The organism is Pseudohongiella sp., assembly GCF_040877505.1.
In the GTDB taxonomy this organism is placed as follows: Bacteria; Pseudomonadota; Gammaproteobacteria; order Pseudomonadales; family Pseudohongiellaceae; genus Pseudohongiella.
Window position 1 is genome coordinate 105,818 of sequence record NZ_JBBDNQ010000008.1, and the last position, 17,006, is coordinate 122,823.

Annotated in this window: 17 protein-coding genes; 15 read left to right on the forward strand and 2 right to left on the reverse strand. The window is 58.4% G+C overall.

Going from position 1 to position 17,006, the window contains the following annotated elements:
• Positions 1 to 55 precede the first annotated feature (55 nt).
• From rsmD to coaD, 3 genes are read left to right on the forward strand one after another with little or no spacing between them, the layout of a single operon-like run.
• The gene (gene rsmD / locus WD071_RS03050) at positions 56 to 673 is read left to right on the forward strand and encodes a 16S rRNA (guanine(966)-N(2))-methyltransferase RsmD (protein WP_368046845.1); all 618 of its coding nucleotides are present in this window, start codon (positions 56 to 58) and stop codon (positions 671 to 673) included.
• Complete coding sequence (locus tag WD071_RS03055; RefSeq protein WP_368046846.1) at positions 670 to 1,683, forward strand: YheT family hydrolase; 1,014 nt, start codon at positions 670 to 672, stop codon at positions 1,681 to 1,683. Before rsmD ends, WD071_RS03055 begins: the two co-directional genes overlap by 4 nt.
• A gap of 54 nt (positions 1,684 to 1,737) precedes the next feature.
• A complete protein-coding gene (gene coaD / locus WD071_RS03060; protein ID WP_368046847.1) occupies positions 1,738 to 2,232 on the forward strand; it encodes a pantetheine-phosphate adenylyltransferase in 495 nt (164 codons plus the stop codon).
• Positions 2,233 to 2,258: 26 nt separating this feature from the next.
• Here the strand turns inward: coaD and mutM are convergent, their stop codons facing one another.
• Positions 2,259 to 3,071, reverse strand: a complete 813-nt coding sequence (mutM, locus tag WD071_RS03065; RefSeq protein WP_368046894.1) for a bifunctional DNA-formamidopyrimidine glycosylase/DNA-(apurinic or apyrimidinic site) lyase — start codon at positions 3,069 to 3,071, stop codon at positions 2,259 to 2,261.
• A 169-nt stretch (positions 3,072 to 3,240) separates the two neighbouring features.
• On the opposite strand from mutM, the gene WD071_RS03070 reads away from it, so the two are divergent.
• Positions 3,241 to 4,638, forward strand: a complete 1,398-nt coding sequence (locus tag WD071_RS03070; protein ID WP_368046848.1) for a tetratricopeptide repeat protein — start codon at positions 3,241 to 3,243, stop codon at positions 4,636 to 4,638.
• On the opposite strand, the gene WD071_RS03075 is transcribed toward WD071_RS03070, so the two are convergent.
• On the reverse strand, positions 4,602 to 5,084 hold the full coding sequence (locus WD071_RS03075; protein WP_368046850.1) for a hypothetical protein: 483 nt from the start codon (positions 5,082 to 5,084) through the stop codon (positions 4,602 to 4,604). The genes WD071_RS03070 and WD071_RS03075 overlap by 37 nt on opposite strands.
• Before the next feature lie 49 nt (positions 5,085 to 5,133).
• Here WD071_RS03075 and WD071_RS03080 point away from each other — a divergent pair, with 49 nt between their 5' ends.
• Genes WD071_RS03080 through WD071_RS03130 form a run of 11 tightly spaced genes read left to right on the forward strand, consistent with a single transcriptional unit; the run spans position 5,134 to position 16,935 of the window.
• Positions 5,134 to 5,943, forward strand: a complete 810-nt coding sequence (locus WD071_RS03080) for a hypothetical protein (RefSeq protein ID WP_368046851.1) — start codon at positions 5,134 to 5,136, stop codon at positions 5,941 to 5,943.
• Positions 5,943 to 7,133 (forward strand): hypothetical protein, encoded by a 1,191-nt coding sequence (locus WD071_RS03085; protein WP_368046853.1) that lies wholly within the window; start codon positions 5,943 to 5,945, stop codon positions 7,131 to 7,133. The genes WD071_RS03080 and WD071_RS03085 overlap by 1 nt, the downstream gene beginning before the upstream one ends.
• Before the next feature lie 35 nt (positions 7,134 to 7,168).
• Positions 7,169 to 8,665, forward strand: coding sequence for a hypothetical protein (locus tag WD071_RS03090; RefSeq protein WP_368046854.1), 1,497 nt, complete (start codon positions 7,169 to 7,171; stop codon positions 8,663 to 8,665).
• Positions 8,666 to 8,669: 4 nt separating this feature from the next.
• Entirely contained in the window at positions 8,670 to 10,766 is a 2,097-nt protein-coding gene (locus WD071_RS03095) for a PEGA domain-containing protein (protein WP_368046855.1), read from the forward strand.
• 16 nt (positions 10,767 to 10,782) lie between these two features.
• Positions 10,783 to 11,079 carry a hypothetical protein gene (locus WD071_RS03100; protein WP_368046856.1) on the forward strand — a complete coding sequence of 99 codons (297 nt, stop codon included), beginning with the start codon at positions 10,783 to 10,785 and terminating at the stop codon, positions 11,077 to 11,079.
• A gap of 39 nt (positions 11,080 to 11,118) precedes the next feature.
• A complete protein-coding gene (locus WD071_RS03105) occupies positions 11,119 to 11,964 on the forward strand; it encodes a MotA/TolQ/ExbB proton channel family protein (protein WP_368046857.1) in 846 nt (281 codons plus the stop codon).
• Positions 11,961 to 13,376: a hypothetical protein gene (locus tag WD071_RS03110; protein ID WP_368046858.1), complete on the forward strand. Its 1,416-nt coding sequence runs from the start codon at positions 11,961 to 11,963 to the stop codon at positions 13,374 to 13,376. The genes WD071_RS03105 and WD071_RS03110 overlap by 4 nt, the downstream gene beginning before the upstream one ends.
• Complete coding sequence (locus tag WD071_RS03115) at positions 13,363 to 14,463, forward strand: hypothetical protein (RefSeq protein ID WP_368046859.1); 1,101 nt, start codon at positions 13,363 to 13,365, stop codon at positions 14,461 to 14,463. Before WD071_RS03110 ends, WD071_RS03115 begins: the two co-directional genes overlap by 14 nt.
• A 15-nt stretch (positions 14,464 to 14,478) precedes the next feature.
• Complete coding sequence (locus tag WD071_RS03120) at positions 14,479 to 15,489, forward strand: hypothetical protein (protein ID WP_368046860.1); 1,011 nt, start codon at positions 14,479 to 14,481, stop codon at positions 15,487 to 15,489.
• A gap of 49 nt (positions 15,490 to 15,538) precedes the next feature.
• On the forward strand, positions 15,539 to 16,225 hold the full coding sequence (locus WD071_RS03125) for a hypothetical protein (RefSeq protein ID WP_368046861.1): 687 nt from the start codon (positions 15,539 to 15,541) through the stop codon (positions 16,223 to 16,225).
• Between the two features lie 20 nt (positions 16,226 to 16,245).
• Complete coding sequence (locus WD071_RS03130) at positions 16,246 to 16,935, forward strand: hypothetical protein (protein ID WP_368046862.1); 690 nt, start codon at positions 16,246 to 16,248, stop codon at positions 16,933 to 16,935.
• Positions 16,936 to 17,006 lie beyond the last annotated feature (71 nt).

The window sequence follows — 17,006 nt, forward strand, 5'->3', positions numbered from 1 at the left end:
TTTAGCGGCCAGCAGGTTACAATGCGCAAACATTTTCCCTACCAGGCGACATCACGTGCCCAGAAAAACACCAGGCAACAAAGCCGCAACCGGACAACGCAATACGCTGAGAATCATCGGCGGCCAGTGGCGCGGGCGCAAACTTCAGTTCCCCGATGTGCCCGGGCTGCGACCGACGGCAGATCGTGTGCGCGAAACCCTGTTCAACTGGTTGCAGGGCTGGGTGCTGGACGAAAACTGTCTGGACATGTTCGCGGGCAGCGGTGCCTGCGGGCTGGAAGCGCTGTCCCGCGGCGCACGCTCAGCGGTATTTGTGGACGCATCGCGCGACGCCAGTGCCAGCATTCAGGCGCATCTGGCTCTGCTGGGTGCGGAAAACGCCAGCGTGGTAACAGCAAAAGCCGAGCAGTGGCTGGCGACCAACACCGCGAATTCGGTGTCCGGCCTGGCAGGCAAATTCGGGCTGGTGTTTCTGGACCCACCCTTTGCCGACCAGATTCTGCCAGACATCGCACTGCAGCTGGAGAGCAGCGGCATTCTGAAACCACGTGCGCAGATTTATCTGGAGGCGGGGCAGGATCTGGCGGCCTTGCCGTTGCCGGCCAACTGGACGGCGCGCAAGAATCTGCGTGCCGGCGCTGTTTATTATGGCCTGTATGAGAGGCGCGCATGACCGGTCTGCCGTCCGCGCCGCCGCCCTTAACGAAAGCGCTGTCCGCGCCCTGGTGGTTGCCCGGTGGCCATTTGCAAACCATCTGGCGCAAGCTGGCGACCGTGCCGTTGCTGGTTCGCCAGCGTCAGCGAATCGAGCTGGGGGACGGCGATTTTATTGATGTGGACTATCTGCTGGCTGAGGGCTCTCCAAGCGCCGACGGTGGGGACAAGCCGTTGGTGTTTCTGCTGCATGGTCTGGCAGGCTGCTCCGCATCCCCCTATATACTGGCCATGCAGCACACCCTGCATGCGGCCGGCTACGACAGTGTGGCCATGAACCTGCGTGGCTGCAGCGGCGAACACAACCGCCTGGCCATCGCCTATCATTCGGGTTGTTCGGATGATGTCGAGCAGGTCATCACCGCACTGATGTCCCGCCAGCAACGCCGCCTGGTGGTGATTGGTTACTCCCTGGGCGCCAACGTGCTGATTAAATGGCTCACCGAAACCCGCTTCCGGCACGCACTCAGCGCGGCGGTCAGTGTGTCCAATCCGTTTTCGCTGGATCTGTGTTGCGCGCAGATGAAAAGCGGCATGGCGTATTGGTATGGACGTTACTTTCTGCGCCGTTTGCGCACCGATCTGCAAAACAAACAAAGCGCATTCGAACAGCAGGGTCGTGATGACCAGGTCCGGCGCATCCGGGAGCTGGGTGAACTCAATGCTCTGCAGACGCTGTGGGATTTTGATGATGCAGTCACCGCGCCATTGCATGGCTTTGCCGGTGCCAATGATTATTATCAGCGTTGCAGCAGCCGTCAGTTCCTCGCTGGGGTGCCGGTCCGCACCCTGGTTGTACACAGTCACAATGATCCGATTATCCCGCCGCATTCGCTGCCGCCGCGCGACCAGGCACCGGCACACGTGAGCTGGGAAATTCTGCCATTTGGTGGCCACGTGGGTTTTGCGACAAACGGGCAGAATGACTGGCTGGAGCGTCGGATACTGCGGTTTATTGAGCTGACATAAGCCGTTTCCTGGTGTACTGTAGGCGGCATTTGGCGCTACAGGTACCTGCCCAGCATGAAAACAGCGGTTTATCCGGGGACATTCAATCCCATCACCAACGGCCATATCGACCTGGTGGAACGCGCATCGCGCCTGTTCGACAACGTCATTGTTGCTATCGGCGTCAACAAACAGAAGACCACATCGCTGTCCACCGAAAAACGGGTGGCACTGGCCAAAAAAGTGCTGGCCCACGTCGACAATGTGGAAGTGGTTGCCTTCGAAACCCTGCTTATTGAATTTGTCCGTCAGCGCGGTGCCAGCGTGATTCTGCGTGGTCTGCGCACCGTGGCCGACTTTGAATACGAGTTCCAGCTGGTGGGCATGAACCGCGCGCTGGATCCGGGCATTGAGACCATTTTCATGGCGCCGGATGAACACCTGTCCTATATCTCCTCAACGCTGGTGCGGGAAATTGCATCCTACGGCGGTGATATCAGCCGATTTGTGCACCCCCTGGTGGCCGAAGCCATGCGTGAGCACCTGGCGGAACAAAAAACACAGGCGTGATTCACGCGTAGTCGAATCACTGGCCATCAGCGCTGACAGCGTTTGCAGAACACCGTACTGCGGGCACTTAACCGCACCTCCTGCAGGACGCCCCCGCACTGCTTACACGGTTCGCCACCGCGGCCATAAACCAGCAGGGATTGTTTGAAGTACCCTGGTTTGCCATCGCCTCCGACAAAGTCCCGCAAAGTCGTACCACCCACGGAAATAGCGTGGGCAATCACCTGCCTGATGCACACGACCAGTCGGGCCATCCGTATCCGCGATACCGACCCTGCGTCCGCCAGCGGGCGGATACCAGCCATGAACAACGCCTCGTTGGCATAGATGTTCCCCACGCCAACCACGACATGGCTGTCCATGATAAAACTCTTGATGGGTGTTTTGCGGCTGCGGCTGCGCTGATACAGATATTGTGTGTCAAAAGCGTCTGACAAGGGTTCCGGCCCCAGACTGACCAGCAGCGGGTGGTGTTCAATGGCATCGCTCCACAGCATGCAGCCGAAGCGTCGCGGATCGGTGTAGCGCAGCATGACACCGTTGGAAAAAACGATATCAACGTGATCATGTTTGCCCGCTGGCGCGCCGGAATCCAGGATGCGGACACTGCCGGACATGCCCAGATGAATAATAATATGCCCTGCTGTTGTCTCTATAAGTATGTACTTGCCGCGTCGGCTGCTCGACAACACGGTCTGACCGGGCATCAGCGAAATGATCTGCGGTGACACGGGCCAGCGTAACTGACTCTGCCTGACAACACTGCGGGCTATGCGCTGGCCACAGATATGGGGGTCTATGCCACGACGGCTGGTTTCAACTTCGGGTAGTTCCGGCATTCGGTTGGATATCGATTTTTTGGCTGAAATCAGCAGTTTGTGACGGAAATTTATCAAACAGATTCGTGCATCAGGCTATTGTATCTGTTCGGTTGTCGCGTATTCTGGTGTAACGTAAACAATTCGCCTGACAACAAATGCAGCATATGACAGTACCGGAGATTCCGCCATGTGTTTCCGATCCATCGCTGAATTACCTTCGGGTAAAATAACAATAAATCCGTTACCCACGTTTGCTCTGGCGATATCGCTGTGCTGGGCCACAGGACAGGTGGCAGCAGATGCCGCCGGACCCGATCAGGCGCGGGTTGCTGAGCTGGCGATTCCCGCGTTGCGCGAGTCGATTCAGGCCCTTGAGGGCAGGGGTGATACCTGGCATCCGCAGATTGCCGAATCTGTGCTGAGTCTGGCCAGGCATGTGCAGGAAGCGGGCGACCACCCGGAGGCTATAGCCCTGCTGGAGCGGGCCGTGCATGTCAGCCGTGTCAATCACGGCCTGTTTAGCCTGGAGCAGGTCAGTGCGCTCGAAATGCAGATAGACAGCCACCTGGCACTGGATCAGTGGGCTGAAGCGGACGGGCTGCGACAGTACCTGTTTTATGTTCACAGCCGGGCGCTGGACGACAATGACCCGGCGCTTATCCCGGCCCTGGAAGCATACGCGCAGTGGAACATCCGGGCGTTCTGGCAACGTCTGGGCGAACTGCCTGCCAGCCGGCTGGTTGATGCCTATCACCTTTACAGTGTGGCCTTGTCAATCATTGATCAGGATGCTGAGTTGACGGAGCAATCGCGCGAGGACATGCTTGAGCGCCTGGCCTATCTGGCCTGGCTGATGGCACGCACTGACGCTCAGGGTCGGCAGCACGCGCAACATACAAATATCCGGCTGGTTGATGATAACTGGGTTGATCAGGTCACCGGTCGCCGTTACCGGAACCATAACAACCCGTTCCTGCAAGGGGAGTACGCGCTTGATCAAATAGTTGAAATGCGGGCGCAACGGCTGGCAGCGGCCGATGCTGCAGGTGTGACGGACGAGGCGCGCGATGATTTGCTGGTGGCCCACACCAATGCGATTCTGGATCTGGCCGACTGGTACCTGCTGTTTGAGCGACGCAATGCGTCGATTGATGTCTATGAACGCGCCTGGGCTTCACTGCAGGACGAAGACAAAGCGCTCAGGGACCGGGTCTTTGATCGGGTTGTGATGCTGCCAAGATTTGAAACCACGCGGCAGCCCGACGCGGACCCCGTGCCCTACCGTGAGCCGGTGACCACTGTGGCCGATGTCCCTCCGGTCGGGACTGCGTCGGTTGATGAGGATGCGCCCGGAGTGCCGTATGTGGTCATGGAGTTTGATATCAACCAGTATGGGCGGGCGATCAATGTCGACATTGTTGATTCCTGGCCGAAGGAGGACTTCGGCATGCAGCGCCGCCTGATTGGTGCGCTGAGAGACAGCAGAATGCGCCCGATCATGCGCGATGGCAGTGCCTCGCGTGTGGAAGATCTCGTTTATCGCTTTCCCTACGAGATTGAAAGTACAAGCTCTGAAGCGCAATAATGATGCCGTGAGCCGGTCTTTATTACGGTAAACTCAAAACACTGCGATCTGCGGTTGGAGTCAGTGATCATGAATATGCCACGAACCCGAATCCTGTTAAGCCTGAGCGTCTCCGCGCTGCTGCTCAGCGCGTGCGAATCCACGCAACAGTCACAGCAGTCCTCCAGTATGCCGCAGATGCCTTCATCGTCATCATCTTCGTCATCAAGTAGCTCTTCATCCATGCCATCCATGCCATCCATGCCATCGATGCCGTCGTCGTCTTCATCGTCCATGCCATCAATGCCATCGTCTTCGTCATCGTCTTCCATGCCGTCGATGCCATCCAGTTCGTCATCAGGGTCGCAGGCGAGCTCTGCCGGCGCCAGTGGCAGTTCGGGTGGTGCCTCGGCCCCGGGTGCTGGTAGTCCGGCAGGCACCAGCGGCTCGGCAGGCGACGGCAGCATTTCCGTAACAGTGGGTGGCGTCCCGATGCCTTCAGGCGGGCTACCCGGTATGCCCGGCGCTGGCAGCAGTTCACAAAGCGGTAGCAGCGCGGGGGGAGCCGCGGGTAGTGGCGGGCTTGACCCTTATGGTGACCGCAGCAGCACCGGTGGCCTGAACCGCATCCCGCCGGCGGCAACAGCCGGCGCAGGCGGTCAGGGCGGAGCTGCGCCGGGCAGTGGTGGCGCTGTTGGTTCCGGTCAGTCTGGTTCGGGTCAAAACGGTTCAGGCCAAAGCGGTTCAGGCCAAAGCGGTTCAGGTCAGGGCGGCAGCGCAAATACTGGCGCAGCGTCCACCGGCGGCGGCACGGGCAGTAGCCCTGGCGGCGTCGGTGTGATGACGGCATCGCAACGCGTCGCGGTCCTGGATGGCCAGCTTGGCGGTGCCTACGGTGATTTTGATGGGTTGATTCTTGCAGAACGAAGCCGGGCTCAGCGTCGCGCCAATGAAGTGGGTGATGATCCCGCCGGTCTGTATGAAGAGGACGGCGGCCAGGGCGGAGATGGCAGGGGTGCTCTACCTGGGGTGACCGCTGTGCAAACTGCGGGCGCAAGCGGCGGTCAGTCCTTCCCGGGTGGGGATGGCCAGGGGCCTCAGGCGGGCGGTTCGGGCGGCTCAGTGGGCGGCGTTAATGGCGGCCCGGCCGGCGAGCAGAGAGAAACTTTCCCGGTGCCGGATGATATACCCCCGGGCGGCGGAGACGACGTGGTTGCCCGACAGATCCGGGAGGCCGCCCTGCGTGAAGCGGATCCGGAATTGCGTGAAGCGCTGTGGGATGAATATCGCCGGTATACCGGCCTTGAAGTAACAGGTACCGAGTGATGAGCATGTGGACATTCAGAAGGACATTAACCTGGCTGGTGTTGTTAATGCTGGCGTTGACCGGTTGTGCAACAACATCGGTCAAATCCACCGAATTTGTGCCGGTGGTGCAAAACACCGGCCCCGTTGACGAGGCCCTGCTGCTTGACGTTGGTGTGATGGTGTTTGATCCGGGTATCGACGAAGTAGCGCGCGGCGACCTGGACCGGACCAACTTCGAGATCCGTCGCGCCGAGTCGCGTTATGCCCCCTATCTGATGGCAGACACGCTGCAGCGTTCGGGTAACTGGGGTGCCGTGCGGGTATTGCCGTCCCAAAGCAGCGTGATGGATATTTTCCTGGAAGGTCAGATTCTGCTGTCCGATGGTGAAGGCATGATGGTCAAAGTCACCGTCACTGACTCTACCGGCCGTGAATGGTATACGCGCGTGTATGAGGAACATATCAGTCAGTACAACTATGAGCAGACCCAGCGGCAACTGCACGACCCGTTCCAGGTGGTTTACAACACCATCGCCAACGATCTGCTGGCCTATGCCCAGAACAATGTCAGCGACGATCAGGTACGGAATATTCGTACTGTATCCGAGCTGCAGTTTGCTGCCAATTTTGCGCCGGATATTTTTGGTTCCTACGTCACCACCAACAACCGCGGTATTACCAGTGTGGCGCGACTGCCGGCAGAAAATGATCCGTCATTGCGCCGCATCCGTGATATCCGTGAACGCGACAACCTGTTTGTTGACACTGTGCAGGATTATTATGCCACCTACACGCGCGAAATGCGGGGGCCCTACGATGCCTGGCGCGAGCAGAGCTACCACGAAACCATGGCGCTCGATGAAGCCGAACGCTCTGCGCGCAGACGCTTCATTACCGGCGCGGCCGCGATTGTGGGCGGCATCGCTGCCGTCGGCAGTCAAAGTAGCGCAGCCGTGCAAACCGCGGGCATAGTGGGTGTTGGTGCGGGCGCCTATCTGGTGCGTAGCGGCTTTGATCGCAACTCGGAAGCTCGCATGCACATCGCTGCTCTGCAAGAGCTGGGCGAATCCCTGCAGTCAGAAATAGCACCCAAAGTAATTGAACTGGACGACCGCACAATCATGCTCACTGGTACCGTTGAAGAGCAGTATGAACAATGGCGCGACATCCTGATGGAAATTTACCTGACGGAAACGGGCGGTGTTTGACCAGGGTCGGGCAAGCGTCAGTTTAGGACTAAAGTATGCAGGGCGGTAAAACGGCGAACAGTGACAAAATTTCGGGCTGGGTATGGCTGGCGCTGGCGGTATTGATATTGCTCGCGCTGGCGGTGGTGTTTGTGTTGCCCCGGCTGGTGCAGGAATATGAGCTGCCGCTGGTCAAACGCGCCGAGCCCGCGCCAGTTGTCACTTCCAATACGCTGTCGACCCCGGCGACACCGGACATATCCCCTTTTGAGGAAGCCCAGCGCGCGCGCCAGCGCCGCGAAGCCCAGGACGTGCTTGCCAGTCTGCTGGAAAGACAGTCTGCACTGGACGAGATGGATGTAGGCCAATGGGCGGCAACGGATTATGAAGCGGCGCTGGCAGCGGCCAGGCGCGGTGATGAGTTCTATCGCAGCGGAGAATTCACCCAGGCGGCGTTGGCCTACCAGGAAAGTGATATGGCACTTTCTGCACTGCAGGACAAAGTGCCGGAGGTTTTCAACGACCTGATCGCAGAGGGAAACTCCGCCCTTGATGCACCGAACTCAGCGCAGGCGCTGGACAGTTTTGCGCTGGCGATGCGCCTGGACCCCGACAGCCAGATTGCACAACAGGGTTTTGCCCGCGCGCAGACGCTTGATGAGGTGGAAGCGTTGATTGCCAGCGGAGAGGTACTTCAGGAACAGGGCGATCTGGCAGCGGCGCAGCAGCAATTTGAACAGGCAGCGGCACTGGACAGCGCTCATCAACGGGCCGCCGAGCAGGTCGCCAGCAATCGCCGGATGATAACGGACGCCAATTATACAGCGGTGATGTCTGAAGGTTTTGCATTGCTGCAACAGAATCAGACAGACGCCGCGATTGCCGCGTTTGAACGCGCCCTGCGCATCAAACCCGGCTCTGACGAAGCAACCGAAGCAATTGCCCAGACCCGTGAACAACTGACGCTGGCAAGTATTGACGAACTTCGCGAGCAGGCGGAAGCATTCGAGGCTGCCGAAGACTGGGAGCAGGCAGTGGCCGCCTACGATTCAGCGTTGGCCATGGACAGTAATCTGGTATTCGCACTGGAAGGCAGAGACTATTCTGCCCGTCGCCTGCAACTGGACCGACTGCTGTCGGTGAACATCGAGCATCCGGAACGCCTGTCAGACCAGGCCGCCTACGACGAAGCACGGGAAGTTTATGGTATTGGCCGTGATCTGGAGGCCGACCTGCTTGCCGAGCAGGGCACCGTCGGCGAACGATTGTCACAACAGCTTGAGACCATGGAAGAACTGCTGGCGCAGATGCAGATACCCGTGGAAGTCACCCTGATATCCGACAACGCCACTGATGTTACCGTTTACCAGGTTGGTCAGTTGGGCGCATTTGCAGAAACCACCCTGATGCTCAGGCCCGGCCGTTATGTTGCTGTGGGCACGCGCCCGGGTTACCGTGATGTGAGGAAAGAATTTGTGGTCGGTTTCGGACGGGATCTGAGCTCATTAACCATCCGCTGCAACGAAGAGGTCGCGGCAGTCAACAGGCCCTGAAACGATGCAGGATAACCACACTTCATCCGGCCAGCAAAACACGCCGGACGTGATCACACCGGTCGACTTCAGTCCGCCGCCACCGCCCGGACGCCGCCTCTCCTGGCGGCCGCGCTGGTATCATGGCCTGGTTGTTGTCGGCCTGCTGATGGCAACAACGGCAGCCTGGTTCGTATTGACTGCACGTTCCGTTTTTGTCGATGTCACGCCCATGATAGCGAGCATTGAAGTTACAGATGGTTTTGCGATCAGAGTCGGCCCCCGCTACCTGATGCGTCAGGGCGACTATCAACTGCAGTTCAGCGCTGAAGGTTATATCGATAGCGAGGCTCAGCTCAGCGTTGGCGAACCGCAAGCGCAAACCCATTCTTTTGAACTGACACCACTGCCGGGCCTGGTGAGCGTGACAACACGCGATGCACTGGGCGAGGAATTACGCGGTGCACGGGTGCTGCTCGACGGTGTTGATCTGGGCACGGCACCGTTGTTTGATGCGGAAGTACCACCTGGCACATATGATTTACAGATTCAGGCCGAGCGTTACTTACCATACATCGAACAAGTAGAGATAGAAGGGCGTCAGATCGAGCAGGCCCTCAATGTCACCTTGTCACCGGCATGGGCCAACATCAGTTTTGCCTCCCAGCCAGCTGGTGCCGACATCATCGTAAACGGCGAGGTGCTGGATGTGACGCCGGCAACGGTCGAAATGTTGCAGGGTGCCTACGATGTCATCATCAAGCGCTCGGGATACAAGGCATGGCAAGACGACATTCTGGTAGATGCCGGTGTCGCTCAGCAGTTGCCTGCAGTGGCACTTGAGGCGGCCGACGGTCTGGTCTTTATCCGCTCAACGCCGGGCAGTGCCAATGTCACCATTAACGGACAATACCGGGGCCAGACGCCGCTGGAAGTCTCTCTTCCCCCTGGGCGCGAACACGACATCAGGTTGTTTCGCACCGGTTTCGATACCGCGGTGCGTCGCGTGCAGACAGGCTCCGATGAAGCGCGTGATATGACTGTGGTACTTGACCCGATTACCAATCCGGTAAGGATTATTGTCGAACCCGCTGACGCAGAGCTCTATGTCAACGGTGAACTGAAAGGGGCCGCCAACCAGACTGTCAATCTGATCGCCGCCAGTCAGCGCATTGAAATTCGTCGCGACGGCTACGTGCCCTACGCCACCAACTTCACGTCACGGCCAGGGCTTGATCAGGAAATACGTGTCAGCCTTAAAACCGAAGAACAAGCCCGCCTGGAATCCATTGAGCCGATCATTACCAACGCGGCCGGGCAAACCCTGCACCTGTTTTATCCCTATGAATTCACCATGGGCTCCTCGCGCCGCGAACCGGGCCGGCGCGCCAATGAAACCCTGCGCGATGTGGTCATGGAAAAACCCTTCTACCTTTCTCTGCACACGGTCACCAATGAACAGTTTAAACGTTTCAAGGCAGATCATGCGTCCGGTACATTGCAAGGGCAGTCGCTGGACCGGCCCAACCAGCCTGCGGTGCAGGTGTCCTGGCTGGATGCGGCGCTGTACACAAACTGGCTCAGCAGTCAGGAAGGCCTGGTACCGTTTTACCTTGTTGAAGAAGGCGCTGTGACCGGTATCAACGCCGATGCCAATGGTTATCGGCTGCCCACCGAGGCCGAGTGGGAATGGGCCGCTCGGGCCGATGGTCAGGCCGGCACTACCCGGTTTGCCTGGGGTGAAGACTGGCCGCCGTCGGCGGGCAGCGGCAACTTTGCCGATGAATCCACCAGCAATTTCCTCGGCCAGATTCTGCGCGGCTACAACGATGGTGTGCAGGGCAGTGCCAACGTGGGTGAGTTTGCCGCCAATGCCCAGGGGCTGTTTGACATGGCCGGCAACGTCTCGGAATGGGTGCATGATTATTACGGCGCGGTCAGCGGCCTGAGCTCGGTCAAGGAAACCGACCCGCTCGGCCCCGGCGATGGCAGCTATCGCACCATCAAGGGCTCAAGCTGGGCGCATGGCTCAATGACCGAACTGCGTGCCTCGTATCGCGACTTTGGTGAAGAGCCGCGCAATGATCTGGGTTTCCGTGTCGCCCGCTACCTGGGCCAGTGAGATGAAAAGCATAGTGATGAAAACAACGTTACTGAGTTTGCTGCTGCTTCTGTCCGGCACTGTGCTGCTTGCCCAGCAGCCGGAAGCGGTCGATGTCGACGAAGAGCAGGTAGCTGATGCCACTAGTGAAGCAACGGAAGACCCAGCCGATAGTAACAACGAACAGGCCGATACCGAACTGCCTGACTCTGACCCTGTCCCTGACATTGACAGCCAGCCCATTGACAGCTCCCAGAGCCAGGGGCCGGGTCGCTTTATTCCGTCGGAACAGATATCTCAGGATTTTGGTGTCTCCTTTCCGGTGGATATCTGAAAACATTCTTTACCGTTTAACCTGATCAGGGAAGCACGCATGAAACAAAAATACCTGTCTGAAGTCATCTATCAGATCTTTGCACTGATCATCGTGGTGATTGTAGTGCATGCCATCTACGTCGCCGTGATCAGACCGAATGCCGACATCATTCAGCAACAGCAGACCATGCAGCAGGAGGCTGACGAAAACTACGTGCCGGATCGCTCCCTGTACATCGTGCTGCGCGATTTTGAACAGGAGACCTGTATCATTCTGTTCTTCTGGGCCCTGTCCATTATCGGCATGAAAACCGTACGGACCATGCGCGAGCGCGCACTGCTGGACCGCGAGTTGCTGCAGGTATCCGATGGCACCAGTATTCTGCCCGAAGACACCCGGCACTATGCCCGGCCGGTGCAGGCGTTGCCGGAAAAAGAACGTGGTTTTTTGCTGCCGCGCGCCATTCTCGCCGGCCTGCATCGTTTTGGCACCACGCGCGATGTGCAGGATGTATCGGCGACGGTGCGCGATATCTGTGACAACGAATCCGAGCGTCTGGAAAGTGAACTGGCCATTGTGCGTTACATCGCCTGGGCCATTCCGTCGATAGGCTTCCTGGGCACCGTGCGCGGCATCGGTACCGCTCTGGGCCAGGCGCATCAGGCGGTCACCGGCGATATTCTGGGTGTCACTGTCAGCCTGGGCGTCGCGTTTAATTCCACTTTCATTGCACTGGTCACCAGCATTGTGCTGATGTTCCTGCTGTATCAGTTATCGCTGGTGCAGGATCGTCTGGTGATGGATAGCCAGACCTATTGTGATGATCATCTGGTACGTTATCTGCAGGTACCGGGACGCAGCACACCGCAGGCCAATCACGACGAGGTGGTACAACCAGTATGACCGGCGCCGTTCTCGAATTGAATGATCACAGCATCAACCTGTATCAGGACGGAGATCTGATCAGCAGCAGCCCGGCCTATGTGCTGAGCCTGGGCGGACAGACACAGTTTGGCCAGAGCGCCGCCGAGCAGAGCCGGCTGCACCCCATCAACACCCACAATGAGTTCTGGCACAATTTAGGTATGGCGCCGTTAAAGCGTCCGCTGGCGCACTATCGGCACAATGCGGATATCGCCCACGCACATCTGATGCACATCGCCGAGGCCAGTGATTTTGAAGGCGACATTGCCATCGCCGTGCCGGGCAGCTTCAGCCGCGAACAGCTCGCCATTCTGGGCGGTGTGATCGGGCAGAGCCCATTCCGCGCAACTGCCATGCTGGACGCCGGGCTGTTTTATGCGATGCCGCACATGGCGCAGCACCCGCGTGTGATATTTGCCGACATGCAGCTGCACCAGTTCTGCCTCACCCTGCTAAGCACGGATCAGCAGCAGTTCCGCCGTGAATCGGTTGCTGTGGTGCAGGGCGCAGGCTGGAGCAATCTGTCAAACTCCCTGGTGCAGGTAATCAACGACGCGTTTATCGAACAGTCGCGGTTCAACCCGCAGCACAGTGCCTTCTGGGAACAACACCTGTACAACGAACTGCCCGATTACCTGCAGCAGATTCGTTCCGGGCAGGCCGATTTTCTGGTCAGCATCACCACCGACAAAGCCACTCATCAGGCCCGGGTCAGCGTCGCGGAACTGGTCGACATTCTGCAGCCCGCGTTCCGTCGTATCAGCCAACAACTGCAGCAGCTGCTGGGCGACACCGATGCGCCGGTGCTGATCTCTGAGCGCGCAGCAGCCATTCCCGGTCTGGAAGCCAGCCTGCGCGTGCAATTGACACCGATGGCCGGGGAAGAGATGGCGCAAGCCTGTACCCGTGCCAGCGCATCAATGGCGACCCGGGGCAGCGATGTGCCCTATCTCAGCAGCTGGCGCGTGCCTCCGACGCACAATGCCCCGAAAGTGAAAGGGACTACCGAAGCTCCTGCGGAAGGCACTTTCGCTGCCTCGGCTGCGCGCGAGGCTGCCACCCACCTTCTGCTGGGCCACAACGCATACGCCTTGAGTGAGCCATGTTACGTGCGCGCGCTGAATGGCCGTGCCGGGGCCGTGACCATTTCGCATACACCTTCAAGTGACGACCTGTGTGTGCTGGCGCCGTCCGGTGGCGATATTGTCATCAAATCGGCATCCGGTTCTGTTTTATTGCATGCACAGGCGGCTGACGAGGGTGAAAAAATGACCGGGCCAGGCGTGACAGCGCTCGCGCCCGGCCAGAAACTGTACGCCGGTGACACGCTCAGCCACGAAGGCGGTGGCCCGGTGATGCGGCTGATTCAGGTGCACCATGGCCAGAACTAAACGCCGACGAGGCACCATGAACCCGATGGGGCTGGCATTTCTCGACGTCATGTCCTGTGGGTTCGGTGCCGTGGTGCTGATTTTTCTGATTCTGGATCACACCGCCACCGAAGCGCGCAACGAAGTGGATCCGAACCTGACCGCCGAGGCCAGACTGTTGCAGGAAGAAGTTCTGGAAGGCGAAGAGCAGTTATTCCAGGTGCGTAATACCCTGGACGAAGTCAGCCTGGAGGTGGTTGACGCACAGGGCCTGGCGGACCGTATTCAGAGCGATATCGATGATTTCATGTCGCAGCTTGCTGCGCTGGAAGGCGATTCCATGGCAACCGAGGAAAGCCTGGAAGATATGCGAGCCGATATCCGGTCTCTTGAAGAGGAGCTGCTGCGCCTGCAAACCAGTGCCGTGGAAGAGCAGGGTGACAGCAGTCGCGAGTTTCTGGGTGACGGTGACCGGCAGTACCTGACCGGGATGTTTCTGGGCGGCAACCGGATTCTGATCCTGCTCGATACTTCGGCCAGTATGCTGGATGATACCCTGGTCAATATCATCCGAATCCGGAATATGTCGCACGAAGTAAAACTGGCAGCGCCCAAATGGCAGCGCGCAGTCCGTATCGTTGAGTGGATCAGCAGCCAGTTGCCGCTGGTCAGCCAGTACCAGATTTACGGGTTCAACGAGACCGCCAGCGCGATCATGGCAGGTACCGACGGACAATGGCTGGAAGTGGCCGATCGCGATGAATTGAATGAGGTGGTCAGGTCGGTCCAGTCTATTGCACCCGGCGGAGGTAACAACCTGCAGCGCGCATTTGAGGCCGTCGCGGCGATGAACCCGAGGCCTGACAATGTGTACCTGATCACCGACAGCCTGCCGACGCAGGGCGGGCGCAGCAGCAACGCAACAACGATCACACCCAGGCAGCGGCTGGAGCTTTACCAGCAGGCTCTGAGTGCGATGCCGGCAAATATTCCGGTGAACACCATCCTGTTGCCAATGGAGGGTGACCCGGCCGCAGCGGCGGCCTACTGGCAACTGGGCGTGTTGACGGGTGGTTCGTTTATCACGCCATCACGCGACTGGCCCTGAGGTAGCGAGAACGATATGAGAAAGAAAAAGCGCGAAGAAGACGGCGCCACCATAGCGTTTCTGGATGTCATCTCCTGTGGTTTCGGAGCCATCATCCTGTTGCTGATGATTACCGAAAATTCGGCACCGGTAACACTGGAGAACGCCCCGCAGCAACTCGACCAGCCGGTAGCGGAACTGCAGGAGACGCTGTTCGCAATTCGAGGTGAAACCGACGTCCTGAACCGTGAGCTCAATGCCCGGCGTGAACAACTGTCCGCCTATCGTGAACGCGTGGCGCGCCTGGAACGGGAGATGTCCAATATTCGCGGCCGATATGAAACCTCCACCGAACTGGCCGAAGAGCGTGCCGAGGAAGAAAGCGAACTGGCCATTGCCCGGCAATCCCTGACGGCAGAGATGGAGCGCCTGCTGGGACAGGAATTTACCCGCAGCAACAATGTCATTGGCGGCATCCCGGTAGACAGTGAATACATTATCTTTCTCATCGATACCTCAGGTAGTATGTTTTATAACGCCTGGCCCCGTGTGCTGGAGATGGTCACCGAAGTGCTGGACATCTACCCCGAGGTCAAGGGCATCCAGATCATGAACGACATGGGCGATTACATGTTCCCCAATTACCGGGGGCAATGGATTCCCGATACACCCGCCCGGCGTCAGGCCATCATCGGTGCACTGCGCAATTGGGCACCGTTCAGCAACAGCAGTCCGGTCGAAGGGATTACCCGCGCTATCAGTACGTTCTACGAGACCGGTCAGCGGGTGAGTATCTATACCTTTGGTGACGATTTTCTGCCTGGCGGCTCCATCACCCGGGTAGTGGAAACGGTCGACAGAATCAACCAGGCCGATGCCAGCGGCAATCGCCTGATGCGTATTCACGCGGTCGGTTTTCCGGTATTGTTTGATTTGGACCCGCGTTACCACGAAAGCCTGTACCGCTTTGCCACGCTGATGCGGGAGCTGGCTGAACGCAACGGTGGCAGTTTTGTCGGGCTTAATTCTTATCAACCGGGCTCATAGCGTACACATGCACAGATAAACCAACATAAAAGCAAGAGTGGAGCAGGCAGTGAGAAGCGAATTCATATCAAGCGGACTTATATCGTCACGGCAATCGTCACGGCCATCGTTGCGGGTATCGTTCCGGCGCCACGGGCGCTCCATGATGCTGTTATTGCTCGCCACCCTGGCGCTCAGTGCCTGCGCAGCGCGCACCGTTACCATCGAAGGCTCTTACCCCACGCCCAACATCCCGCCACTGCCGATGACGCTGGGGGTGTACTACAGCGACGCCATGAAGAACTTTGTGTATACCGAACGCACCGACGCCGGCAAAGACGAATACCTGGTCAACAGTGGCAATTCGCACATGGCGCTTTTTAATACCGTGTTGCCCGCCATGTTCCGGCAGGTGGTGGTGCTCGATGATCCGGCCACGGCGAATGAACGGGGCGTGGATGCGGTCTTTATACCGAACATTGATGAATTTCAGCTGGGCATGCCCCAGAAAACCCGGCTTGATTCTTACGAGGTGTGGGTCAAATACAATATGCGCCTGACGGAGCCCGGTGGTGACTATATTGCAGATTGGGTAATGACGGCTTACGGCAAGACCGGTCAGGAAACGTTTGGCAGCGCTGAAGGCGGTATCAATGATGCGGCTGTGGCAGCCTTGCGCGATCTGGCCTCGAATTTTTCCATCAGTTTCACCAGTGTTCCCGATGTCAGGGACTGGTTGCAACCCCGTTTGCAATAGTCCATACCGCAGGAGTCAGCATGAGAACAGCAAATACAATAGCAGGGCTGGCGCGAACAGGTATGTATCTGATCATGATGTTGACCGGAGGTCTGGTACTGGGTGCCTGCACCACCACAACCATCGATGAATTCCGTCAGGGTGTCACCGGCATCAATGCCGGGGAATCGGTTGTGATTCTGGGCCGACGTCAGGGTGCGGCCTACGAAACCCGGGCAGAATTTGTCGAGTGCGTGGGGGAGCGCATGGCGAGCGGTAACGATGGCATCACCGTGGTGCCGGAACAGGTGTTTGTCGACGCGCTGTTCCCCTGGTTTGAACCGCGCACGGCGCCCATGCGCAGTGAAGATCTGCAGGAACTGATGGCGCAGCCACTGGTCACCGACCAGATGGCCGAGTTCGGCCTGCGCTACATCGTTTGGCTGGACGGGGAAACCCAGACCACCAATCGCATGGGTTCAATTTCCTGTGCGGTGGGCCCGGGCGGCGGCGGTTGTTTCGGTTTTGGTTCCTGGGAAGATGATTCCAGTTTTGAGGCCCGGGTGTGGGATGTGTCATCACATACAGCCGTCGGCACCATCAGCGCCGATGCCAGCGGTCAGTCTTACATGCCGGCCGTGTTTGTGCCGATTCCATTGATTGCGCGGGTTGAAGCCAATGCCTGCAACAGCCTGGCCGACCAGTTAAAGCAGTTTGTCCAGGGCGGTTGAATCTAGTAGACAGGCGGTTGAATATAATAGAAAGGCGGTTGAATCTCGTAGAAAGCGTAGTCGAATTTCGT

Excerpts from the sequence above, each read along its gene's own strand:
- mutM (WP_368046894.1), bottom strand. The coding sequence starts at position 3,071 with ATGCCGGAACTACCCGAAGTTGAAACCAGCCGTCGTGGCATAGACCCC.
- WD071_RS03100 (WP_368046856.1), top strand. The coding sequence starts at position 10,783 with ATGAAAACAACGTTACTGAGTTTGCTGCTGCTTCTGTCCGGCACTGTG.
- WD071_RS03095 (WP_368046855.1), top strand. The coding sequence starts at position 8,670 with ATGCAGGATAACCACACTTCATCCGGCCAGCAAAACACGCCGGACGTG.
- WD071_RS03090 (WP_368046854.1), top strand. The coding sequence starts at position 7,169 with ATGCAGGGCGGTAAAACGGCGAACAGTGACAAAATTTCGGGCTGGGTA.
- coaD (WP_368046847.1), top strand. The coding sequence starts at position 1,738 with ATGAAAACAGCGGTTTATCCGGGGACATTCAATCCCATCACCAACGGC.
- WD071_RS03120 (WP_368046860.1), top strand. The coding sequence starts at position 14,479 with ATGAGAAAGAAAAAGCGCGAAGAAGACGGCGCCACCATAGCGTTTCTG.
- WD071_RS03055 (WP_368046846.1), top strand. The coding sequence starts at position 670 with ATGACCGGTCTGCCGTCCGCGCCGCCGCCCTTAACGAAAGCGCTGTCC.
- WD071_RS03085 (WP_368046853.1), top strand. The coding sequence starts at position 5,943 with ATGAGCATGTGGACATTCAGAAGGACATTAACCTGGCTGGTGTTGTTA.
- WD071_RS03105 (WP_368046857.1), top strand. The coding sequence starts at position 11,119 with ATGAAACAAAAATACCTGTCTGAAGTCATCTATCAGATCTTTGCACTG.
- WD071_RS03110 (WP_368046858.1), top strand. The coding sequence starts at position 11,961 with ATGACCGGCGCCGTTCTCGAATTGAATGATCACAGCATCAACCTGTAT.
- WD071_RS03075 (WP_368046850.1), bottom strand. The coding sequence starts at position 5,084 with ATGCTGCCGTCGCCTGCCGAGCCGCTGGTGCCTGCCGGACTACCAGCA.
- WD071_RS03115 (WP_368046859.1), top strand. The coding sequence starts at position 13,363 with ATGGCCAGAACTAAACGCCGACGAGGCACCATGAACCCGATGGGGCTG.
- WD071_RS03070 (WP_368046848.1), top strand. The coding sequence starts at position 3,241 with ATGTGTTTCCGATCCATCGCTGAATTACCTTCGGGTAAAATAACAATA.
- WD071_RS03080 (WP_368046851.1), top strand. The coding sequence starts at position 5,134 with ATGCCCGGCGCTGGCAGCAGTTCACAAAGCGGTAGCAGCGCGGGGGGA.
- WD071_RS03130 (WP_368046862.1), top strand. The coding sequence starts at position 16,246 with ATGAGAACAGCAAATACAATAGCAGGGCTGGCGCGAACAGGTATGTAT.